Below are 23,142 nucleotides of genomic sequence, written 5' to 3' on the forward strand. Positions count from 1 at the left end.
CTGGCAAAAGCGTAGCCATAGATTCCTTGGCAACGCTTTGCGCGTGCGCAAACTTTCCGCAAATGCTGCCAGGCGCATGAATGCGGCAAGCACCCGTCGCGCCACCTGAAGAAAATAACTTTCAACTAACTCGAATCACCGCTAGAATATTCATATTGCGTTGCATCATAAAAAGTCCGTGATCAGCTATTTAGCACGCTACCCACTTTACAAAACGCGGCCAACTCTGGTTTTCGGGATTTTGCACAGCGTTTTGCCAGCATTTTAATCCGTACAAAGGAGTAAATATGTTTCCGCTTCCAGAACACATTTCCAGCGCCGCCAAGTCGCAACTGGAAAACCAGCTGCAAATCTTCAGCCTCCTGACCAGCAAAGTCTTTGAAAGCGCCGAGAAAATCATCGCCCTGAACCTGAACGCCGGCAAGGCCGCCATTTCGCAGACGGCGGAAACGGCGCAGCACCTGCTGGTCACGCAGGACCCGCGCGACTTCTTCAGCTACAGCACCAGCCAGGCGCAGCCGAACATCGAGAGCGTGCTGGCCTACAGCCGCCAGTTGTTCGGCATCGCCTCGGGCACCCAGGCCGAATTGCTGGCCTCGGCCAAGGCCCGCCTCGATGCAGCCTCGCCTGCCGACGCGCCCGCCGCTTCGCGCGCGCCTGCGCCGTCGGCGGCCGCCCCGGTCGCCCGGCTGGCGCCAGTGCCGGCGGCGCCGCTGCCACTGGCCGCCACCCTGCCGATCGCCGCCTCGGCCCCCGCTGTCACCACGGCCGCGGAAACGCCCAAGCCGGTGGCCAAGGTGGCCCTTGCCCCTGCGCCAGCCGCCAAGCCGGCACCAGCGGCCAAGGTGGCCGACAAACCGGCCGTGAAAGCGGCGGAAAGCAAGCCGGCCACCAAGGCGGTGGAGAGCAAGCCAGCGCCGAAAGCGGAAGCAGCCAAGCCCGCCCCGGCACCGGCGAAGGCCGCTGCCCCTGCGCCAGCGCCAGTAGCGGCCAAGCCCGCCGCCAAGCCGTTCCCGGCCAGCAAACAGGTCGCCAAGCCGGCCAGCGCCGCCGGCCAGACCGTGGCCAAGGCTGCCGTGAAGCACGCCGCCGCGCCGGCCGCCAAGCCGGCAGCCAAGCCCGCGCCCAAGGGCACGCCATCGAAACAGCTCGACATGCTGGGCGGTGGCAAAGGCAGCAGCCGCAAATAAGCCGGCACAGCGCAGCAAGCGGCAAAACAACGGGCTACGGCCCGTTTTTTGCGTGCCCGTCCACAGCGCGGTTTTCCGCCTTGTTGTATCCTACGCGTACTTTCTGTCCGCGTGCCCCTCCTTCCGCCCCGCGACACCCCAACAAAACAACAAAGGTAATCATGAGTTTATCGAGGCTCATCGCCGGCTTCGTGCGTCAGCATTGGCCGGCGTATGCCGCCGCCGCCGTCATGCTGACGGGCGTGGCAACCCTGACCGTCTGGATCCCGCGCCGCGTGGGCGCCATCATCGACGCCCTGGCCGCGCACCGCATGACGGCCGCCGAACTGTGGCTGGAGCTGCTGACCCTGCTCGCCGTCGGCGTCGTCATCTACTTCCTGCGCGTGGGCTGGCGCATCACCCTGTTCAAGGCCGCCTACCAGCTGGGCGTGATGCTGCGCACGCGCTTCTACACGCGCATGTCGCAGCAGGGCGCGTCGTTCTACCAGCACCAGCGCACGGGCGACCTGATGGCGCTGGCGACGAACGACATCGACGCCATCGAAATGGCCGCCGGCGAAGCCATGCTGGCCGGCTTCGACGGCACCTTGACCCTGCTGATGGTGCTGGGCATCATGCTGCTGGGCGTGGACTGGCGCCTGGCCTGCATCGCCCTCTTGCCGTTCCCCCTGATGGGACTGGCCTTCTGGCGCATCTCCAGCCATATCCACACGGCCTCGACGGACTCATTACAACGCTTTGCCGCGCTGAACGACCATGTGCAAGAGTCCTTGTCGGGCGTGCGCACCTTGCGCGCGCTGGGACTGGAAGAACGCAGCAGCAAGCAGTTTTCCACCCTGGCCGGCCACGCGGCCAACGCCAGCCTGACGGCGCAGCGCTGGGAAGCGGCGTACGAACCGGCCGTCGGCCTGACCCTGACGGCCGCCACCGCGCTGACCTTGGGCCTGGGCGGCTACCTCGTATGGCACGACCAGCTGACCATCGGCGCGCTGACGAGCTTTTCCATGTACCTGGGCCAGCTGATCTGGCCCATGTTCGCCGCCGGCTGGGTGCTGTCATTGATCGAACGGGGCCGCGCCGCCTGGCAGCGCCTGCAGCCCATGCTCGATGCGCCGCTGGCCATCGACGACCATGGCACGATCGATACGCTCACGCCCGGCCCCCTGCAATTGCAGGATATCGGCTTTGCCTACGCGGGCCAGACGGCGCCCGCGCTGTCGGGCATTTCGCTGCGCCTGCTGCCGGGCCAGACCCTGGGCCTGGTGGGCCCGACGGGCAGCGGCAAGTCGACCCTGCTGCGCGTGCTGCTGCGCCAGGTCACGCCGCAATCGGGCACGGCCACGTGGAGCGGCCAGCCGCTTGATGCATATACCCTGCACGCGCTGCGCGCGGCCATCAGCTGGGTGCCGCAGGAATCCTTCCTGTTCTCCGCCACCATCGCCGACAATATCGCCCTGGCCCGCCCCGGCGCCACGCGCGAGGAAGTGGAGCGGGCGGCGCAGCTGGCCGACATCCATGCCGACATCCTGCAGTTCCCCGATGGCTACCAGACGCACGTGGGCGAGAAAGGCATCACCCTGTCGGGCGGCCAGCGCCAGCGCGTGGCGATTGCCCGGGCCCTGCTGGCCGACAACGGCTTGCTGCTGCTCGATGATGCGCTGTCCGCCGTCGACACGGGCACGGAAACGCGCATCCTGCAGCACCTGGAGGACCTGCGCCGCAAGCGCCCCGAGCGCAGCGCCATCATCGCCAGCCACCGCCTGAGCGCCGTCGTGAATGCCGATGTGATCCTGGTGCTGCGCGATGGCCACGTGACGGAAACGGGCAACCACGAGACCCTGATGCAGCGCGACGGCTGGTATGCCAGCCAGTGGCGCTATCAACAACTGGAGGCCAGCCTCGATGCCATCTAAAACCATGCGGGCCGACAGCGCCACGTCCTCCGTGCGCCGCCAGGCCGTGCAGGCCATCGGCCTGCTGCGCCGCGCCGCCGCGCCCGACCTGCGCCATTTGTACTGGGCCACGTTCTGGCTGATCCTCGCCGCCGCGCTGGAAGTGACGGGCCCCATCCTGGGCAAGGCCCTGATCGACCAGCACCTGCTGCCGCGCCACCTGGACTGGACGCGCATGTCCCTGCTGCTGGGCGGCTGCCTGCTGACGGGCTGGGTCGCGTCCGGCTTGCGCTACCTGCAGCTGGTGCGCCTGTCCGGCCTGGCCATGCGCTCGGTGCAGCGCCTGCGCGAAACCGTGTACCAGCACGTGCTGCGCCTGCCGATGGCCTTCTTCGACCGCGCCATCACGGGCCAGCTGGTCAGCCGCGTCACGAACGACACGGAAGCGGTGAAATCGCTGTACGTGCAGGTGCTGTTCGTCATTCTCGACAGCTCCATCGTCCTCGTCGGCACCATGGCCGCCATGGCTTTCCTCGACTGGCGCCTGATGCTGATCGTGCTGGCCCTGCTGCCGGCCGTGCTGGTGATCGTCTTCCTGTACCAGCGCTGGAGCGCGCCGGCCGTCACGCGCGCGCGCGCCCTGCGCAGCGAGATCAATGGCCAGATCGCCGAATCGATCGGCGGCATGAGCGTGCTGCAGGCGAACAATGCGGAAAAGCGCTTCGGCGCGCGCTTCACGGGCATCAACCAGGACCACTACACGGCGCGCATGCAGGAATTGCGCGCCAACGCCTGGCTGCTGCGCCCCGCGCTCGACATGCTCAACATCGTGCTGCTGGCCGTCGTCATCTTCAGCTTCGGCCGGCGCGAGATGGGCGCCGTGGAGGTGGGCGTGCTGTATGCGTTCATCAGCTACATCGCGCGCGTGATCGAGCCGCTGATCCAGATCACCATGCAGTTCAGCCAGCTGCAGCAATCGGTGGTGGCGACGGCGCGCGTCTCGGCCCTGCTCGATGAAGCGCAGGCGCTGGAACACGCGCAGGGCAGGCAAACACCGGCCCTGCGGCAGGCGCACACGGGGGGCGACGTGCCCGCAGTGGACATTGCCCACCTGACCTTCGCCTACGTGGAAAACCAGCCCGTGCTGCACGACCTGTCGCTGACCATTCCGCAGGGCGCCTTCTTTGGCATCGTCGGCCACACGGGCAGCGGCAAGTCGACCCTGCTGTCGCTGCTGCTGCGCTTTTACCCCGTCACGCAGGGCGGCATCGCCATCAATGGCGTGGCCCTCGACAGCATCGACAACGAGCATTTCCGCGCCGACGTGGGCCTGGTGCCGCAAGACCCCTTCCTGCTGGCCGCCTCGGCGCGCGAAAACATCGACATGGGCCGCGGCTACACGCAGGCGCAGATCGAGACGGCCGCGCGCGCCGCGCATGCGCACGATTTCATCGCCGCGCTGGAACACGGCTACGACACGCCGCTGGGCGAAGGCGGCTCGCGCCTGTCGTCCGGACAGAAGCAGCTGATCGCCATTGCCCGCGCGCTGGCCGGCCAGCCGCGCATCCTGCTGCTCGACGAAGCCACGTCGCGCATCGATAGCCAGACGGAGCAGATCGTGCAGACGGCCCTCAATGAATTGCGCGGCAAAGTCACCATCATCGCCATCGCGCACCGCCTGTCGACCATCCGCGACGCCGACCGTATCATCGTGCTCAATCACGGCCGCATCACGGAAGCGGGGCCGCACGATGCGCTGATGCAGATCGACGGCGGCCTGTACCAGCGCCTGTACCTGCTGCAGCAGCTGGCGCAGTGATGACGTCCTGTCCATGCCCGTAGTGTGCACTTTCGGAGATTTCTGCAGTGCGCATGATATTTCTTGATTGCAACAGAATATAATCGTTGCAGACAAGTGGGCCATTGCGGGGGCGGGACGTTGGCAGGCAGAGAGAAACGGGCATCATGGCGAAAGGCACACTGGCTGCTGCTACTGGCCTGCTGGCTGCCGCCCGCCGCCAGCGCCCAGGAAGCGTCGCTGCAGCAGCAGATCGACGCCGTGCGCGAAGACGGGCGTTTCGTGCCCGAACGCGCCCTGCAGCGCCTGCAGGAAGTGGAAACGCAGGCGCGTAGCGCCGCCCTGCCCGTGCGCGCCGAATTTCTTACCCAACTGAGCAACGCCCGCATGCGCCTGGGGCAGCACGACATCGCCATGCAGCTGGCCGAGGAACTGATCGCCGACGCGCGCCAGAACCACAACGACGTGGCGCTGGCCAAAGGCATCCTGAACAAGGCCTACATCACCTTCGCCATGAACGAGCGCCGCGCCTCGCACCTGCTGGCGTTCGAGGCGGAGCGCGTTGCCAACCGCACGGACGACTTGCCCGTGCGCGTGCAGGCGACCATCAGCGCGGGCCAGTCGTGGGCCGAGGAAGGCAACTTCCCGTTCGCGCTGGCCAAGCTGCAATCGGCCGTCGACCTGGCGCGCCAGAGCGATTCCCCGTCCACCCTGGCCGCCGCCCTGAATGCCCTGACCTTGCTGTACACGCAGATGCGCGAGTACGAGCAGGGCTTCAGGACACTGGACGAATTGCTGGCCGTCTCCGCCACCCTGGCCTCGCCGGGACGCATGGCGCAGGCGAAGAATACGGAATATGGGCTGGCGCTCGATGCGCAGCAGCCGCAGCGGGGCCAGCGCGCCCTGCTGGCGGCCCTGGCGCTGGAACGCCAGCTGGGCGCGAAGGGCATGGTAGCGACCACCCTCGTCAACCTGTCGGACAGCTACCTGAAGGAGGGCGACTATGCGCGCACCCTGCGCTATGCGAATGAAGCCATCACGGCCGCGCGCCTGGTCAACAACGAACAGGTGGAGGCGACGGCGCGCCTGAACATCGGCCAGGCGCTGATCGGCCAGGGCCGCCTGCAGGAAGGCAAGCAGAGCGTGGCCACGGGGCTGGCTTATTACGAGCGCACGGCCAGCCAGCCGGACATGCAGGCGGTGCTGCAGGAATACGGCATGGCGCTGGAAAAGGCGGGCGACATGCGCGGCGCCGTGACGGCGTACCACCGGGAACGGGGCATTTCCAACCAGCTGTTCGAAAAGCAGCGGCAAAAAGCCGTGTACGAATTGCAGGAAAAATATGAGGCGGAAAAGAAGCAGCGCCAGATCGAACTGCTCAGCCGCGAAAACCAGCTGAAGAGCACGGAGATCGACAACCGCCGCCTGCAGCAGCGCGTGTGGTGGCTGCTGGCGCTGGTGCTGGCCATGGGAAGCGCCATCGTCGGCTTGCTGTACCGCAAGGTGCGCCATGCCAACGTCCAGCTGAAGGTGAAAAACCAGGAACTCAAGCGCCAGAGTTCGCGCGATCCGCTGACGGCCCTGTACAACCGCCGGCACTTCCAGGAATTCATGCGCAGCCACGCGGGCCGCGCGCCGCAACTGACGCCGCAGACGGGCAGCGATCTTGTCGGCGCCCTGTTCCTGCTCGATGTCGACCATTTCAAGCACATCAACGACCGCCATGGCCATGCGGCGGGCGACCTGGTGCTGACGACGATCGCCGAAACCCTGCACGAGGTGCTGCGCGAAACGGACATGATCGTGCGCTGGGGCGGCGAGGAATTCCTCGCCTTTCTGCCGGCCGTGGCGCGCGATGGCCTCGATGATATCGCCCGGCGCATCCTGCATGGCGTGGCCGCGCAAGCCATCGCCTACCAGGGACAGGCCATCAAGGTGCAGGTTTCCGTGGGGTTCGCGCCCTACCCGCTGGCACCGCTGGGCCAGCCCCTGAGCTGGGAACGCAGCGTGAACCTGATCGACATGGCGCTGTACCTGGCCAAGTCGCACGGGCGCAACCGGGCCTATGGCTTGCGCGGTTTCCGGCACGTGGAACGCACGACCCTGGAAGCGGTGGAGCAAGACCTGGAACGGGCGTGGCGCGACGGCTACGTGGACTTGAGCGTGGTGGTGGGGGCGGAGGACGGGACGGGTGGTGCGGGAATGACAACGGCGGCGCAGGGCCGGCCGGCGGGGAACGGCGAGGCTTACGGGACAGCGGCCGCCAGTTGACGGCGGGCCGCTGCCGGGGCAAGGCCGGCGGAAGCGGCCTGTGCGGGATTTACTTGTGGGCGGCGTCCTGCATCTTTTCGCCCGCTTTTTCCACTTTTTTACCGACGGCATCCGCCGCTTCGGACATTTTCTTGTCTGCATCAGCAGCGACCTGATCCATCTTGGCGCTCGTATCGGCAGCAGCGCTGCTCACGGCGGCATCGGCCTTGGCGGCGGCGGCCTTGATGTCGGCTTCGGCCTTGGCGGCGGCGGCATCGATTTGCTGGCCAGCGTGCTCAGCCGGACCGGCAGCGACGTCTTCCTTCTTCTGGCAAGCGGCCAACGCCACGACGATCATTCCGGCGGCGCACAACGTCATCAGATTTTTGCTTACTTTCATGATTATTCCCTTTCATTGTTATCAAAAGACACAGATCAGTTCGCAATATACACCTGGATAATATTTTCAAGCGTTCGCTAACGCACATAAGATCGGGCTTTTGTAGCGTATTTGTAAGCAATGGTATCTTGCTATCTTTTTAGCCGGTTTTCCCCTGCCCCTGCTGCTGCGCTTTGCGCTGCACGGGAGCTGGCGCCTGATAGCCATCCGTCAAGGTGCGCAGGAAAACAATCACGTCGGCCATTTCCCGTTCGTTCAGGGCCGGCGCCTGGCCCGGCTGGCGGTCGAACGGCGCTTCCACGTTCACGTTCGCTTCCAGCCCGGGCGGCAGATCGTCGTACTTGCGCACCTTGCCGTGCTTGTCTTTCGGATACCATTTCTGCGGCGCCGTCTCGCGCTGCACGTAAAAGCGCAGCACCTGCTCCAGGCTGGTGAAACTGCCGTTATGGAAAAATACCTTGCGCAGGGCCACGTTGCGTAACGATGGCGTCTTGAAGCTGCCGCAGTATTCCTTGTGCTGCGTCAAATCCGTGCGGTCCGGGCCACACAATCCCAGGTCGAAGAACGCGGGGTCGGCGTTGGCCGGCAGCTTGGCGTTGCGCGGCACGCCGATATTGATCAAGCCGTAATCCGTAAATTGGGGGAAGGCGCCGCCTTGCGTGATCTGGCTGATGTGGCAGGAAGCGCAATTGCCCTTGTTTTCATCGTTGAACAGGGCCAGGCCGCGCGCTTCCTGCGGCGTCAAAGTCGCCTGCTGGCGCAGCACGGCGTCGTACTTGCTCGTGTAGGGATAGAAATCGGCGGGGCTTTCCTGGAACACTTCCAGCGACATCAATGCCCAGCGCAGCGCCTGGTCCGGCTGCCCGAAAATATCCGCGCCATACGTCTGGCGGAACTGCGCCGCCAGGGGGCCGGCGCGTAATTTGGCCACCACGGCGGCCGCGTCGCGGTTGCCCATCTCGCGCGGCGACAGCAAGGGCGCCAGCGCCTGTTCGTGGCCCGACTGCGCGCGTCCATCCCAGTTGCGCCCGCCCGTCGGGCCCGCGTCGACGCTGTCGTCGCCATCGTCGTCGTGATAGTGCTCGGTGAAGGCAGGCGCGTTCTGGATATAGCGCAGCGAAGGCGCGGCGCGCGTGCCCGCATCCTGCAAGTCCGGGCCGCCCAGCTGCACGGCCAGGTCGTTCGGCGGGCCATACGCGTGATCGGGACTGTGGCAGCTGGCGCACGACAGCTTGCCCGACACGGACAGGCTGGGCTCGAAAAACATGGCGCGCCCCATGGCCGTCATCTGCGCCACCGAAGGCTGGCGTTGCAGGGTGGGCGCATACGCGCCGGACAGATAGGCGGGCGGGGAGGAAGGCGCGGGCTTGGCCGCAGCTTCTTTCTGCGCCGCCGGATGGCAGGCGGCCAGCAGGCAGGCCGCCATGGCGGCGAGCAGCAGGGAGGGTGTCGGTTTCATCATGGGCTGGCAGCGTAGCAAGCACATATGACAGCTGCGTGACAAAACCCCGCGAAAACTAATGTATCAAGACCGTACATTACGTCATGTAACAGGGGCTGACATGTCACGCAGCGGACATATTCGCTGCCTAGCATGCGACGTTTTCCACCCACAAGGCATGAACATGAAACCGCAAGCCCGAATCACCTTAGCTCCCGTCCTACGTCCCTTACCGCTGTTATTGTCGCTGGGCCTGGCCGCCTGCGGCAGCGACTACGCCGTCACGCCGCACATCACGGGCCAGGTGATCGGCAGCTACTATGAAAACGCCCAGGTCTGCGTGGAAAGCAGCACGGCCAAGCTGACCTGCGACAGCGGCTCGGCCGCCGTGCGCACGGCCGCCGACGGCAGCTACAGCCTGGAAGGCCAGGGCGCCGTGCTCGTCACGGTGGGCACGGACGCCATCCGCCACGAGGCGATCGGCGACGCGGGCAGCAAGGTCACGCAAAAACTGCTGCTACGCGCCCCCGCCGGCCATGCCGGCTTCGTCAGCGCCCTGTCGACGGAACTGGTGCAAGTCATGGAAGGCAATGGCGGTGACTTTGCCGCCGCCAGCAGCAAGCTGGCGGCGCGCCTGGGCGTCTCCGAAGCGGGCCTGGCATCGGACTTCAACAAGGCCAGCGGCGACGAGCTGGCGAAACTGAAGGCGGAAAACGCCAGCGTCACGGCGCTGATCGCCAGCGCCAGCGCACAGGCGGCGCCGGCCGACGCCCTGGCCGCGCTGAACAGCTCCCTGGCGCTGAACAACATCCAGACCATCGTCGTCATCTACGCGGAAAACCGCGGCTTCGACAACCTGTACGGCCTGTTCCCCGGCGCGAACGGCGTGCCCGGCGTGAACCCGACGTCGAGCACCGCCTACGTGCCGCAGAAGGACATCGACGGCAGCACCCTGCCCGTGCTGCCGCCCACCTGGGGCGGCATGACGGCGGCCGGCCAGAGCACCGTCATCACGCAGGCGCAATCGGCCAACCTGCCCAACAAGCCGTTCCAGATCGATGACGCCAACAGCCCCCTGTACCTGCCGCAATCGGTCATCACGCGCGACCTGGTGCACCGCTTCTATAACAACCAGATGCAGATCAACGGCGGCGCCAACGACAAGTTCGCGGCGTATTCCGACGCGGGCGGCCTGACCATGGGCTATTACGACGGCAGCAAGATGCAGCTGTGGGACATCGCCAAACAGTATGCGCTGGCCGACAACCTGTTCATCGGCGCCTTCGGCGGCTCCTTCCTCACGCACCAGTACCTGATCTGCGCCTGCGCGCCCACCTATCCGAATGCCGACACCTCGGTGGCGAAAGGCTCGATCGCCAAGATCGACGTCGACGCCAAGGGCAACTTCGTGCGCCTGACGCCGTCCGCCACGGCGCCCGCCACGGTGCTGAACGGCGCGCCCGCCTATGCCAACGATGGCGCGCTGACGCCGGCCGACAGCACGGGCATGTTCTACGCCGTGAACACCATGCAGCCGCCGTTCCAGCCCAGCAGCAATGCGCCCGCGTCGGGCGACAGCAGCAAGCTGTATGCGGATACCGGCAAGGCCACCACCTTGCCGCCGCAGACGCAGACGAACATCGGCGACCTGCTCACTGGCAAGAATATCGACTGGGCCTGGTATGCGGGCGCCTGGAAGGACACGACGGCCCTGGCCACGGCCAGCGCGCGCGGCGGCAGCTTCCCCAGCCCGCCGAACTTCCAGTTCCACCACCAGCCGTTCAACTACTTTGCCAACATGGACCCGGTGAAGGCGCCCGCCTACCGCGCCGCCCACCTGCGCGACTTCGACAGCCAGTTCCTGGCCGACGCGGGCGCCGGCAAGCTGCCCGCCGTGACCTTCTACAAGCCGCAGGGTAACTTGAACCAGCACGCGGGCTACGCCAGCGTGGCCGATGGCGACGCGCATATCGCCGGCGTCATCGCCCAGCTGAAAAAGAGTCCGCAATGGAAGAACATGCTGGTCATCGTCACCTACGATGAAAACGGCGGCTTCTATGACCACGCCGCGCCGCCGAAAGGCGACCGCTGGGGTCCGGGCACGCGCGTGCCCGCCATCCTCGTGTCGCCGTACGTGAAAAAGGGCTTGGTCGATCATACGCAATACGATTCGGCCTCGATCCTGCGCGCCATCACGCACCGCTTCGCCCTGCCCGTGCTCGATGGCTTGAGCACGCGCGACAAGGCGCTGGTGGCCAACGGCGGCAAGCCGATGGGCGACTTCAGCGCCGCGCTGGCGCTGGTGCCGCAAGAGTAAGCTGGCCTGCAAGGCGCCCGCCACCCGGCCAGGCCGCGGCGGGCGTCGTGCACTGCAAGCGCTACTGGCCCGGCGCCGGTCCCGGCGCCGCGTCCAGCAGCGAATGTTCGAGCAGTTGCGACAGCGCCGTGCGCAGCGCCTGCGTGCGCTCCGCCAGCTCCGGCCGCTTGTAGCGCTCGGCGGCGATCAGGCGGCTTTCCAGGCAGACCCGGTCCCCTTTCGCCAGGCAGGCGTCGGCGGCATCGAGCTGCGCGCCGGCCAGCGCCACCTTCACCCTGGCATCGAGTTCCAGGGTATCGGGATCATCGCCCCAGCGCTTGACATGGGCGGCCAGGCGCGTGGCGGCCAGCTCCGGCTTGCCTCCCTCGAGCGCCTGGTTGACGGCGGCCTGCGCCGCGCCCCACGCCTGCGCGCGCCGCTGTTGCTTCTCGCACGCGCTGGCGGCCGTCGTGATGCTCGCCTGCAGGCGTTTCAGCTGCGCCGCCGGCGCCTTGGCGCTTTTCAGCACGGCCAACGCGCTGCGCGCGCCATCGAGGTCGCACTGCGCCGCCAGCGCCATGGCCGTGTCGACCTGCTCGGCCACGCTGGCCGGCTTGTCGGCAGGCTTGTTATAAAACCAGATGCCCGTCAGCACCACGGCCGCCGCGATCCATGTGCGCAGGCGCACGGGCGGACGCGGTGGCGGCACCGAACCCCTGGCGGCAGGCTTGGCGGGCGGCGCCTTGGCCGGTAACGGCGGCGGCGCTGCTGGCGCGGGTGCGGGCGGGGGCGCCGGTGCAGGCACTGGCGCCGGCGCCGGCTTGTCCAGGGGCACGGGCATGGGCGGCGGCATGCGCGGCTGAGGCGGCGGCACGGCTGGTGGCGGCACCGGCGGTGCCGGCATGGCCGGCGCCACGTTCTGCACGCCCTGCGCCACCTGGCGCGCGCCGCAAAACGGGCAATGCGCCACGCGCAGCGGCAAATAGCGGCCGCAAGCGGTATTCAGGCAAATTTCATTTACTGGTTCAAGCACGGTCCAACCTTTTCCGGGATTTACTCTGCTGCATTCTGCCGCAATATTACCCTACGCGGCGGCCGTCCCGGTGCGCCTGCGCGCTGATCGACAGGCTTGATAATGATCAAAAGGCATAGTCCGCCGCGGCCTAAGCTGGAGTCACAGGCCACGGACAAGGAGAACGCCATGTCAGCCCACCTCATCATCGAAGACGGCCAGCCCTGGTGGTGGGACAGCGCCGACATCTGGGTCGTCCCGGGCAATGATCCGAACGGGCCGCCCGGCGCGCCCATCGCCGGCACCACCAATTACCTGTGGGGACGCGTGCACAACACGGGCAACAGCGCGTCGAACGGCGTGCGCGTGGATTTTTACTGGGCCGACCCGTCGGGCCAGATCGCCGTCGGCGCCGCCACGCAGATCGGCTCCGCGTTCGCCGACCTGCCGCCCGGCGCCACGCAGGAAGTGCTGTGCCTGGTGCCATGGATCCCCGTCATCGTCAATGGCGGCCACGAATGCCTGCTGGCCGTGGCCCATGGCCCAGGCGACATCAACCCGCTGCCCGACCCGCTGCCCAATGGCTATCCCTTCCAGCCCACCTTGCACGAGCAGATCGCCCAGCGCAACGTCACCGTGGTGCTGGCGGCGCGCCGCGCGCAGTTGCTGGCCATTACCGTGGCGGCCCTGCCCCGCGCGGGGAAAAAAGTGGAACTGCAGCTCGACTATGGCGGCGAACTGCCGGCGCGGCTGCTGGCCACCGTGGGCCTCGACCGGTGGCAGCCTGCCAAGGAAATACGCCTGGAGGCGGGCCTGGCGCGCACGCCCCACTGCAATGGCGATGGCCCCGGCGAGCAAAAGCTGACCCTGGAGGTGCCGCGCGGCCAGGCGCTGGCCGCGTACCTGAACCTGCGCGCCGACGCCTTGCCCGCGCGCCAGTATGCGCTGCTGCGCGTGCTGGAAACGCAGGATGGCAAGGTCATGGGCGGCATCACCTACATCGTCATCGACCTGGACAATAAAGAACAAGAGCATGAACAAGGCCAGGAACAGCACAGTCCCGAGGAGCAGCCATCATGAGCGATACCCCCATGCAGGTGCTGACGCGGCCCTTCGCGATCGAGCCCGTCACCAATATCATGCTGCCGGACGGCATTTTCGACAATGCCATCTACGGCTTGCGCATCGCCGCCCACGTCACCAACATGTCCAGCAGCGCCCTGAGCAATGTCACGGTGTACCTGGAAAGCGTGGGCGATCCCGGCATCGTGCCCGTGGCGCGCACCTTCTTCTTTGCCAGCATCCCCGCCGGCGCGGCCATGCTGGTGATGTGGGACGCCGATTTCCAGCATGCGGCGCCCGGCAAGCGCCTCGTCAGCTTTGTCGCCAAGGCCGACGGCTACACGCCACGCCGCTCGATCCAGCAAATCTTCGTCTCGCAGACGCGCTTTGACAGCAGCACCAATACCTATACCTGCACGGTGGAGGAAGGCACCCTGGAACTGTCCAAGCCGCAAGGCCATGTGCCCGGCAAGCGCTGGGGCAGCACGGGCGGCGACGGCAAAGGCGGGGAAAATGCATGCCGCTGCCCGCCCGGCCTGGGGCCGATCGTGCCGACCGGCATGACCCTCGTGTGGACACCGAATCCCGCCTATGCGGGCACACATGGCGACCTGCCGTTTTCCGACCCGTGGTGGAAAATTCTCGCCATCATCATCGCCATCATCGCGGCACTCGTGGCCATCATTGCCGCCGCGCTCGGCTCGGGCAAGGCCAGCTTCAGCGTGGGCGGTAGCTTCGAGGAAACGGAGCCCGACGTGCACTGCTGTTCGCTGGAAGGGGCCGGTTCGGGCCAGCCCGAGTTCACGGTGGCGGGCGTGGCATCGGCCATTGCCTCGGGCGCCATCGCCGTCGCCTGTTCCGACGTGGCCGACCCGTTCTGGCGTGGCCAGGAAGCAACGCCCCCGGCGGCCGGCGAACTGACCCTGGCCGAGCGCGTGGTGGCGCAATGGGTCTTGCCGGAAGCGCCGAATGCAGGCCTGCCCTACACGGCCGACATCAGCTGGGAATACCAGCGTTTCACCACGGGCGCCACCTACCAGCATGCCGTCACCGAAACGCAGGTCAACATCCACGTGGCGGGGCCCGTGGAAACGGATACGCCCGCCGTCGTGCAGGCATATGAACCGTTATGGATACGCGCCAGCTTCAAACGCGACAATGGCAATGTCTTCCGCGGCACGGAACTGTATGCCTTCGTGCTGTTCCAGGCGCCGCAGGGCCTGTATTTCGTCGAATCGCTGACCGATGACGGCCTGGGTTTCGACCCGGGCGCCAATGACGGCGTGTACGCAGGCAGCCTGGACTTGAAACGCGCTTACCGCACCCTGCTGCAATACGACCAGAAGGTCTACGGCACCTGGAGAGTCTTCGTCTTCGCCCAGGACGTCAACCTGACCAAGCCCGGCACGCCGCCGGAAATCGCCGCCCAGCACATCGGCGGCATGTTCGTCGCCAGCGCCATCGAAATCACCTTCGACGACACCCTGCCCTGCCCGCTCAAGGCGCAGGCGACTATCATCGTGGTGTAATGACGAGAAGCAGGATGGCGAGCGAGGTCAGGCGCAGGTCGCGCAGGTCGGATTGGCGGGGCAACGCCCTGCGTAATCCGACAACGTTGTTGGCGTCAGGAGTCGTATCGAATTGGCATGCACGCGCGCCAGGCGCTTACACCTTGACGCTATCAGGCTTCGCGATCACCGTGCGCGCAATAATCTCCGTTTCCGGGCACGACGCCATGGCATCCGAGTACGCCAGCCAGCGCTGCAGGCTGTCCATGCGGCGGATGGTGATGCCCTTGCCATTGATGTAGCCGATCTGCTCGAAATTGGCGGGGCTGGTGGTCAGCTTCGACACGGTCGGCGCATTGTCGACCAGGCGGTCATACGCCTTGCGCGCCTTGTGCTCCCACTTGGCCAGCACGGGGTCGTCGAAACGGTTGCTTTCAAAATAGACGGTGATGGTGCGGTCATGATTGGCGAAGCCGACGATGGCCGCGCCCTTGCGTATGGTCAGCAAGACATCTTCCTTGACGCCCGGCACGGGAACGAACACAGCGGCACGCCCATCCGTATCGGGCCGCTCCATGGGAATATCCTGTCCAATTATGCTCATCGCATCACGCTCTTGTCCTGGCCTGTCGGCCTGTTGTATTGATACCGCTCGCTGGAAACGCCTGGTTAAGCGGACTGTGCCGCCGCGCCAGAGCGCGTCCACGCTCGCTGGCAAGCTATCTGTCAAATAATACATTGCCATGTGGCACTACACAAGATCAGCGGCGCCGGCCGCCGGCCTCCGTCGGATGGGGAATGGTGGCGCCCGGGGCAATCGCCTTATAATGCCGTGTTTACAGACGCTCAACCCACCCGCCCAAGACTTCCGCACCATGACGCTTCCCGAAAATGACACCAGCCGGCTTGACGCCATCAGCGCCGCCGCCACCGAAGTGGCCGCGCACAACGTGGCCGACCTGCTGGCCATGGCCATCTGCCACCGCCCGGATGAACCGGCGCTGGTCGTCTGCGACAAGCGCAGCTGGCTCAATGTGGTGCTGACGGAAGCGTATCGCCAGGCCTTGCCGGACGCCACCTTCATCGATTTCGATGACGTCACGCCCGAGGCCGTGCTGGCCGCGTTTGCCGAGCTGCCGGCCGGCAGCCTGGTCGTGCTGATCCAGTCGACCAGCTTCCGCCTGGAAGCGTTCCGCATCCGCATCGAGCTGTTCAAGCGGGGCCTGAAAGTCATCGAGCACGTGCACCTGTCGCGCATGCCCGGCGTGCAGGGCTTGCACTACATCGCCTCGCTGGCCTACGACCCGGCGTATTACCGCGGCGTGGGCCATGCGCTGAAGGCGCGCATCGACACGGCGCGCCACGGCATGGTCGATAGCGGCGGCGAACAGCTGGTCTTCGCCTCGCCTTTCGAGTCGGCCAAGCTGAATATCGGCGACTACCGCGGCATGAACAATATCGGCGGCCAGTTCCCCCTGGGCGAAGTGTTTACGGAAGCGCAGGACCTGGAAGCCGTCAACGGGCGCGTACGCATCTTCGTCTTTGGCGACACGCACTTCATGGTCAACCGCCCCGACACGCCGATCACCCTGATCATCGAAAAAGGCCGCGTGACTGGCACGGAGCACGCCACGCCGGAATTTACCGCCATGCTGGAGATCATCCGCGCGCACGAGGGCGAAGTGTGGGTGCGCGAACTGGGCTTCGGCATGAACCGCGCCTTTTCGCGCGAGCAGCTGGTCAACGACATCGGCACGTATGAACGCATGTGCGGCATCCACCTGTCGCTGGGCGCCAAGCACGGCGTCTACACGAAACCGCAATTCAAGCGCAAGGATGCGCGCTACCACGTGGACATCTTCGCCGTCACCGAAGCCGTCTACCTGGACGACGAGCGCGTGTACGCCGATGGCGCGTGGACGGTGGAACCCGTCGCCTTCAGCTAAAAAATCCGGCGGCCGCCAGCTCGCTGTCCCACGGCGGCACGGGCTGGTATTCGGCCACCAGGAAATCGATCAGCGCGCGTACCTTGGGCGACATTTGCCGGCTGGCCGGATACAGGGCGCTCAAGTGATTCAACGGCAGGTCCCAGTCGGACAGCACGGGCTGCAGGTTGCCATCGAGCAGATTGCGCCAGGCCAGGAACGTGGTGCTGTAGACGATGCCAAGCCCCCGCTGCGCCGCCTGGTGCAGCACCAGCCCGTTATTCGCCGTAAATCCCGCCTGCACGCGCACGCTGACCTCCTCGCGTTCATCTCCCTCGCCACGCTGGAAATGCCAGTTCGTGCCATCGGTCAGGTGGCTGAAATGCAGGCACTGGTGCTGCAACAAGTCTTGCGGCGTCTGCGGCACGCCCCATTGCGCCAGGTAGGCGGGGCTGGCGCACAGCACGGCGCGGCACGGCGCCAGCGGACGCATGGCCAGCGCGCTGCTGTCCGGGATGCCGCCCACGCGTATCGTCAAATCGAAGCCGTGGCGTATCGGGTCGAGCAGGGCATCGTCGACAAACAACTCGGCCCGCACCTGCGGGTGCAGCAGGCTGAAACGGGCGACGGCGTCCGCCAGCCACGCGCTGCCGAAGCTCGATGGCGCCTGGATGCGCAGCGGCCCGGCGAGCTCCGCCCCCGCGCCCGCCTGCGCCACGTGCGCCACCATGCGCGCCGCTTCCTGCGCCTGGCTGACGGTGGCCATGCACGGCGCCAGGTAGGCGCGGCCCGCGTCCGTCAAGCTCACTTCGCGCGTGGAGCGATGCAGCAGCCGCGCAGCGAGGCGTTCTTCCAGCTGCATGATGGTCTTGCTGACCATGGCCCGGGTCAGGCCCAGGCGCTGCCCGGCCACCGTAAAGCTGCGCTGGCGCGCCACCTCGACAAAGATTTCCATCGCTTTTAGTTGATCCATGTCAAAGATTGTCTGCGTTTTGGCGACAATCTGTCAACCGCCTGCCGATTGTTTGCACCCATCGGCCGTCCTACAATGACGGCTTCTTTCTACTTACGGAGCCGCCGCCATGCTAAATAAATCACAACAAGAACAATACCAGCGCGACGGCTACCTCATCCTGCCCGATTTCAAGGGCGCCGACGAAATCGCCGCCCTGCGCGCGCGCGCCGAGCAGATTGTCAACGAATTCGATCCCAGCGTCAGCCAGTCGATCTTCACCACGCGCGACCAGGCGAAGAACACCAATGATTATTTTCTCGCGTCCGACAACACCATCCGCTGCTTCTTCGAGGAAGAGGCGTTCGGCCCGGACGGTCAATTAAAACAGGCCAAGTCGCTGTCGATCAACAAGATCGGCCACGCCATGCACGACCTGGATCCCGTCTTCCGCAGCTTTTCGGCCGATCCGAAACTGGCCGCCGTGGCGCGCGACCTGGGCCTGGCGGACGCGCAGGTATGGCAATCGATGTATATCTTCAAGCAGCCCGGCATCGGCGGCGAAGTGCGCTGGCACCAGGACGCCACGTATTTTGAAACCACGCCGATCAGCGTGACCACCTTCTGGTTCGCGCTGGAAGACGCGACCCTGGAAAACGGCTGCCTGTGGGCCGAACCGGGTGGCCACCGCGGCCCCCTGCGCGAACGCTTCATCCGCGACGGCGACGCCGTGCGCGTGGAAAAACTCGATACGATGCCCTGGCCCGACGACAGCACGGCCGTGCCGCTGGAAGTGAAGGCGGGCGCCCTCGTCTGCTTCCACGGCTTGCTGCCCCACTACAGCGCGCCAAACCGCTCGCCCGTCTCGCGCCACGCCTACACCTTGCATGCGACGGACGGCCAGACCGAGTACGCGGCGCATAACTGGATCCAGCGCCACGCGGCGTTCCCCGTGCGGGGCTTCGTCTGATGCGCATCGAGGTATTCGCCGCCCACTGGGGCAATAACGACCTGGCGCCCGACGTCTTCATCGACAGGGTGGCGGCGGCAGGCTTCGACGGCATCGAGATGTCGCTGCCGCTGGACGCGGCCCTGCGCGAGGAATGGACGGACCGCATCGCCAAGGCAGGACTGCAGCTGATCGCCGCGCAGTGGGAAACCGTCTTCCACAGCGACTTCGAGCTGCACCGCGCGGCCCTGGCCGAACTGCTGGAAAACGCCTGCCTGGCGCGCCCCGTGCTGGTCAACACGCACACGGGCAAGGATTACTATACCCAGGCGCAGAACGGGGCATTGATCGACCTGGCCGCCGCCATCTCGGAAAAGCACGGCGTGCCCATCGTGCATGAGCTCCACCGCAGCCGCTTTTCCGGCCACCCGATGCTGCTGCTGCCGTACCTGGCGCAATACCCGGATTTGCCCTTGACGGCCGACCTGTCGCACTGGTGCTGCGCCTGCGAATCGCTGCTGGAAGACCAGCCGCACACGCTGGCGCAAGTGCTGCCGCTGGTGCGCCACGTGCATGCGCGCGTGGGCCATGCGCAGGGTCCGCAGGTGGCCGACTTCCGCGCGCCGGAAGCCAAGGCCGCGCTGGACGCCCACCTGGCCTGGTGGGATGCCATCGTCGCCCTGCGCCGCGCGGCCGGCGCCGAACGCATGACGTTCACGCCGGAATTCGGCCCCGCCCCATACACGCAAACCCTGCCCTGGACGCAGCAACCCGTGAGCGATGCATGGGAACAGAACGTCGCCATGCTGCAGCTGCTGCGCGCGCGCTACGCGCCATAGCGGCTCGGGCACCGGATCCACCAGTCCGGTGCCTTGCGCGGCAGCGCGGCAGCCGCGCCGCTCACTCGCTTGCAATTGAGTAGCGCGCTATATATACTCTCCCCATGGATACCACCACCTCCCCCAATCCGCTGCACCAGGTGCCGCGCCTGGATAGCCAGCTGTGCTTTGCGCTGTACTCGACCTCGCTCGCCATGAACAAGCTGTACCGCAAGCTCTTGCGCAAGCTGGGCCTCACGTACTCGCAATACCTGGTGATGATGGTGCTGTGGGAGCGCGACGGCCTGACGGTGTCGGAAGTGGGCGAGCGCTTGTTCCTCGATTCGGCCACCCTGACGCCCTTGCTCAAGCGCATGGAACAATCGGGCTTGCTGACGCGCACGCGCGCCGCCAGCGACGAGCGGCAAGTCATCATTTCCCTCACACAGCAAGGCGACCAGCTGCGCCACGCAGCGGCCCTGTTGCCGGAAGCCATCCTGACGGCCAGCCACTGCAGCGTGGAACAAGTTGTGGACATGAAACAACAGCTGAACCAGTTGCGCGACAGCCTGATGAAAAGTGAGTGATTTCACCGCTACACCAGGCAAAATTTGGCGCCTAACGGCATAGGCTGCGCCTGGAAAACCCTGGCGCACAATTCGCCTTTCTTTATTACAAATCGATACAAGCCCGGCACGCCCCTGCGTATAGAATAGTTGCCACTATTTCCGTACAACAATATCAGGGTGGGTATGCGCATTTCTTTCGGTTCCGTGGCCTCGTTGGCTCTCTGCTTCAGCGTCTCGGCCTTCGCCGCCGAACCCTTCGACGACAAGTTCCGCCAGCTCGACGAAGTGCTGCCCACGCCGAACACCTACCGCACGGCGTCCGGCGCGCCCGGCCACGCCTACTGGCAGCAGCGCGCCGACTACACGATCCGCGCCACCCTGGACGAAGCCAAACGCGAAATCAGCGGCAGCGGCAGCATCACCTATCACAACCAGTCTCCCGACACGCTCGGCTACCTGTGGGTGCAGCTGGACCAGAACATCTACAAGCCCGATTCCGACGCGCGCCGCATGGCCACGGCGCCGTCACGCCAGGCCTGGGCCAGGACGGCGGGCGACGACACGATGAAATTCGAAGGCTTGCGCGGCATCCTGGCGCGCGGCGACTTCCAGGGCGGCTTCCATATCCGCGCCTTGAACGGTGCGGATGGCCAGCCCCTGAAATACGTCATCAACCGCACCATGATGCGCATCGACCTGCCGCAGCCCTTGAAACCGGGGCAGGACTTCGTCTTGCAGATCGACTGGGATTACCGCATCAACGAACAGAAGGTGCTGGGCGGGCGCGCCGGCTATGAAGTCTTCGACGACAAGAACGCGCTGTTCGAAGTGGCGCAGTGGTTCCCCCGCATGGCGGCCTATTACGACGCGGCCGGCTGGCAGCACAAGCAGTTCCTGGGCTCGGGCGAATTCACGCTGGAATTCGGCGACTACGACGTGCAGCTGACCGTGCCGGCGGACCATGTCGTCGCCGCCACGGGCGAGCTGCAAAACCCGCAGGACGTGCTGTCGGCCGCGCAGCGCCAGCGCCTGCAACAGGCCCGCACGAGCGACAAGCCCGTCATCATCGTCACGCAGCAGGAAGCGGAAGCGGCCGAGAAATCCGTGAGCCGCGCGCAAAAGACCTGGCACTTCAAGGCGACCAACGTGCGCGACTTCGCCTGGGCGTCCAGCCGCAAGTTCATCTGGGATGCGCAGGGCTACAAGAAGGGTGGCAGCGATGTGATGGCCATGTCCTACTATCCGAAAGAGGGCAATCCGCTGTGGGAAAAATACAGCACGCAAGCCATCGTGCACACGATCGAGCAGTACAACAAGTACAGCATCGACTATCCGTATCCGACGGCCATTTCCGTCAACGGTCCCGTGGGCGGCATGGAGTATCCGATGATCTCCTTCAATGGCCCGCGTCCCGTCAAGGATAAAAAGACGGGCGAACTGACCTATTCCAAGCGCACCAAGTATGGCCTGATCGGCGTCATCATCCACGAAGTGGGCCACAACTACTACCCGATGATCATCAACTCGGACGAGCGCCAGTGGACGTGGATGGACGAGGGCCTGAACACCTTCGTGCAATACCTGGCGCAGCAGGCGTGGGAAGAGAACTACCCGGCCTCGCGCGGCGAGCCGCGCGAGATCGTCGACTACATGCGTTCGCGCGACCAGGTGCCCATCATGACCAACTCCGAATCGCTGCTGCAGTTCGGTAACAACGCCTACGCCAAGCCGGCGGCGGGCCTGAACATCCTGCGCGAGACCATCCTCGGGCGCGAGCTGTTCGACTACGCCTTCAAGGAATACGCGCAGCGCTGGAAATTCAAGCGCCCCACGCCGGCCGACTTCTTCCGCACCATGGAAGACGCCTCCGGCACGGACCTGGACTGGTTCTGGCGCGGCTGGTTCTACACGACCGACCCGGTCGACATCAGCATCGACGGCATCAGCGAATATGGCGTGAGCTCGAAAAATCCGGACACGGAAAAGGCCTGGAAGAAGGCACAGAAGGACGCCCAGCCGGAATCCGTCACCAGCCGCGCCAACAAGGGCATGCCGCGCCGTGTCGATGCGCATCCGGAGCTGAAGGATTTCTACAACCAGCACGACGATTTCACCGTCACCAACAAGGACCGCAACAGCTATGCCGAAACGCTGGCCGGCCTGGAGCCGTGGGAAAAGGACCTGCTGAAGCAGGGCAAGCACCTGTACCTGGTCGACCTGTCGAACGTCGGCGGCATGGTGATGCCATTGATCCTCGAAATCGAACTGAAAAGCGGCAAAAAATACGTCGAGCGCGTGCCGGCCGAAGTGTGGCGCTATTCGCCGAAGAAAATCACCAAGGTCGTCATCACGGATGAACCGATGGTGGGCCTGGTGCAGGACCCGTACTGGGAAACGGCCGACATCGACACCAGCAACAACGCCTGGCCGCGCAAGATCACGCCATCGCGCCTGGAGCTGTTCAAGAGCGAGAAGTCGCCCAAGGATAACCTGATGCGCGACTTCAATACGCCGCTGAAGGGCAAGGGCGCCGCAGCGGCCACAGGCGACGAAGCGTGACGCCCTGGCGCATGCTCGCGGCCATCGTGCTGGCCGGCGCCAGCCTGACGGCCGGCGCGCACAATTACCACATGGGCATCGCGGACGTCAGCTACAACGCGGCCAGCGGCAGCACGGAAGTGGTGCACACCTACACGGGCCACGACGTGGAAGCCTTGCTGACGCAGCGGTACCAGCGCCAGTTCGACCTGGGCCAGGACAACAGCGAGGCGGCCCTGCGCCGCTATGTCGAGAAGCAGTTTTATATCCTCGCGCCCGGCGGCAGGCGGCTGCGCCTCAACTGGGTCGGCATGAAGGTCAATGCCGACAACGTGGTGATCTTCCAGGAAATCGTACACACGCGCCTGGCGCCGGGCACGCGCATCCATCATCAGTTGCTGACCGACTTCCTGCCCGGCCAGCGCAACACCCTCAACGTGCAGGATGGCGGCAAGATCCAGACGCTCATTTTCGACAGCCGGAATGTGGAACTGCCGCTCAGGTAAATCAAGGAATTGGCGCAAACAAGAATAATTCCTATC

General features: G+C 65.5%; 18 protein-coding genes. 13 read left to right on the top strand and 5 right to left on the bottom strand.

Features of this window, described 5'->3' with window-relative positions; genetic code table 11:
* The first annotated feature begins 287 nt into the window (after positions 1 to 287).
* The 4 genes from phaP to BM193_RS05365 all read left to right on the top strand — a co-directional run bounded on the left by phaP (position 288) and on the right by BM193_RS05365 (position 7,151).
* Positions 288 to 1,190: a TIGR01841 family phasin gene (gene phaP, locus BM193_RS29265; protein ID WP_092795963.1), complete on the top strand. Its 903-nt coding sequence runs from the start codon at positions 288 to 290 to the stop codon at positions 1,188 to 1,190.
* Positions 1,191 to 1,351: 161 nt separating this feature from the next.
* Positions 1,352 to 3,103 (top strand): ABC transporter transmembrane domain-containing protein, encoded by a 1,752-nt coding sequence (locus BM193_RS05355; RefSeq protein WP_092795965.1) that lies wholly within the window; start codon positions 1,352 to 1,354, stop codon positions 3,101 to 3,103.
* Positions 3,093 to 4,901, top strand: coding sequence for an ABC transporter ATP-binding protein (locus tag BM193_RS05360; protein ID WP_254785845.1), 1,809 nt, complete (start codon positions 3,093 to 3,095; stop codon positions 4,899 to 4,901). Before BM193_RS05355 ends, BM193_RS05360 begins: the two co-directional genes overlap by 11 nt.
* A 120-nt stretch (positions 4,902 to 5,021) precedes the next feature.
* A complete protein-coding gene (locus tag BM193_RS05365) occupies positions 5,022 to 7,151 on the top strand; it encodes a tetratricopeptide repeat-containing diguanylate cyclase (protein WP_175533148.1) in 2,130 nt (709 codons plus the stop codon).
* 49 nt (positions 7,152 to 7,200) lie between these two features.
* On the opposite strand, the gene BM193_RS05370 is transcribed toward BM193_RS05365, so the two are convergent.
* Both BM193_RS05370 and BM193_RS05375 read right to left on the bottom strand, forming a co-directional pair.
* Entirely contained in the window at positions 7,201 to 7,530 is a 330-nt protein-coding gene (locus tag BM193_RS05370; RefSeq protein ID WP_092795969.1) for a hypothetical protein, read from the bottom strand.
* Positions 7,531 to 7,669: 139 nt separating this feature from the next.
* On the bottom strand, positions 7,670 to 8,989 hold the full coding sequence (locus BM193_RS05375) for a cytochrome-c peroxidase (protein ID WP_092797087.1): 1,320 nt from the start codon (positions 8,987 to 8,989) through the stop codon (positions 7,670 to 7,672).
* A gap of 166 nt (positions 8,990 to 9,155) precedes the next feature.
* Here BM193_RS05375 and acpA point away from each other — a divergent pair, with 166 nt between their 5' ends.
* Positions 9,156 to 11,288, top strand: coding sequence for an acid phosphatase (gene acpA / locus BM193_RS05380; RefSeq protein ID WP_254785846.1), 2,133 nt, complete (start codon positions 9,156 to 9,158; stop codon positions 11,286 to 11,288).
* A gap of 61 nt (positions 11,289 to 11,349) precedes the next feature.
* Here the strand turns inward: acpA and BM193_RS28705 are convergent, their stop codons facing one another.
* Positions 11,350 to 12,300 carry a hypothetical protein gene (locus BM193_RS28705; RefSeq protein ID WP_175533149.1) on the bottom strand — a complete coding sequence of 317 codons (951 nt, stop codon included), beginning with the start codon at positions 12,298 to 12,300 and terminating at the stop codon, positions 11,350 to 11,352.
* A gap of 168 nt (positions 12,301 to 12,468) precedes the next feature.
* On the opposite strand from BM193_RS28705, the gene BM193_RS05395 reads away from it, so the two are divergent.
* Complete coding sequence (locus tag BM193_RS05395) at positions 12,469 to 13,359, top strand: hypothetical protein (protein WP_092795975.1); 891 nt, start codon at positions 12,469 to 12,471, stop codon at positions 13,357 to 13,359.
* Positions 13,356 to 14,870, top strand: a complete 1,515-nt coding sequence (locus BM193_RS05400; protein ID WP_092795978.1) for a hypothetical protein — start codon at positions 13,356 to 13,358, stop codon at positions 14,868 to 14,870. Before BM193_RS05395 ends, BM193_RS05400 begins: the two co-directional genes overlap by 4 nt.
* A gap of 136 nt (positions 14,871 to 15,006) precedes the next feature.
* On the opposite strand, the gene BM193_RS05405 is transcribed toward BM193_RS05400, so the two are convergent.
* Complete coding sequence (locus BM193_RS05405) at positions 15,007 to 15,426, bottom strand: hypothetical protein (RefSeq protein ID WP_092795980.1); 420 nt, start codon at positions 15,424 to 15,426, stop codon at positions 15,007 to 15,009.
* Positions 15,427 to 15,724: 298 nt separating this feature from the next.
* Between BM193_RS05405 and BM193_RS05410 the strand changes: the two genes are divergently transcribed.
* Positions 15,725 to 16,795: a M29 family metallopeptidase gene (locus BM193_RS05410; protein ID WP_092795982.1), complete on the top strand. Its 1,071-nt coding sequence runs from the start codon at positions 15,725 to 15,727 to the stop codon at positions 16,793 to 16,795.
* On the opposite strand, the gene BM193_RS05415 is transcribed toward BM193_RS05410, so the two are convergent.
* Entirely contained in the window at positions 16,788 to 17,747 is a 960-nt protein-coding gene (locus BM193_RS05415) for a LysR family transcriptional regulator (protein ID WP_254785847.1), read from the bottom strand. The genes BM193_RS05410 and BM193_RS05415 overlap by 8 nt on opposite strands.
* Positions 17,748 to 17,856: 109 nt before the next feature.
* On the opposite strand from BM193_RS05415, the gene BM193_RS05420 reads away from it, so the two are divergent.
* From BM193_RS05420 to BM193_RS05440, 5 genes are all read left to right on the top strand, one after another.
* The gene (locus BM193_RS05420; RefSeq protein ID WP_092795985.1) at positions 17,857 to 18,696 is read left to right on the top strand and encodes a phytanoyl-CoA dioxygenase family protein; all 840 of its coding nucleotides are present in this window, start codon (positions 17,857 to 17,859) and stop codon (positions 18,694 to 18,696) included.
* A complete protein-coding gene (locus BM193_RS05425; protein WP_092795987.1) occupies positions 18,696 to 19,514 on the top strand; it encodes a sugar phosphate isomerase/epimerase family protein in 819 nt (272 codons plus the stop codon). The genes BM193_RS05420 and BM193_RS05425 overlap by 1 nt, the downstream gene beginning before the upstream one ends.
* A gap of 104 nt (positions 19,515 to 19,618) precedes the next feature.
* Positions 19,619 to 20,080 (top strand): MarR family winged helix-turn-helix transcriptional regulator, encoded by a 462-nt coding sequence (locus tag BM193_RS05430; RefSeq protein WP_092795988.1) that lies wholly within the window; start codon positions 19,619 to 19,621, stop codon positions 20,078 to 20,080.
* A 165-nt stretch (positions 20,081 to 20,245) separates the two neighbouring features.
* Complete coding sequence (locus BM193_RS05435) at positions 20,246 to 22,621, top strand: M1 family metallopeptidase (RefSeq protein WP_092795990.1); 2,376 nt, start codon at positions 20,246 to 20,248, stop codon at positions 22,619 to 22,621.
* The gene (locus tag BM193_RS05440; RefSeq protein ID WP_254785848.1) at positions 22,618 to 23,106 is read left to right on the top strand and encodes a DUF6702 family protein; all 489 of its coding nucleotides are present in this window, start codon (positions 22,618 to 22,620) and stop codon (positions 23,104 to 23,106) included. Before BM193_RS05435 ends, BM193_RS05440 begins: the two co-directional genes overlap by 4 nt.
* Positions 23,107 to 23,142 lie beyond the last annotated feature (36 nt).

The organism is Janthinobacterium sp. 344 (assembly GCF_900112025.1).
In the GTDB taxonomy this organism is placed as follows: domain Bacteria; phylum Pseudomonadota; class Gammaproteobacteria; order Burkholderiales; family Burkholderiaceae_D; genus Janthinobacterium.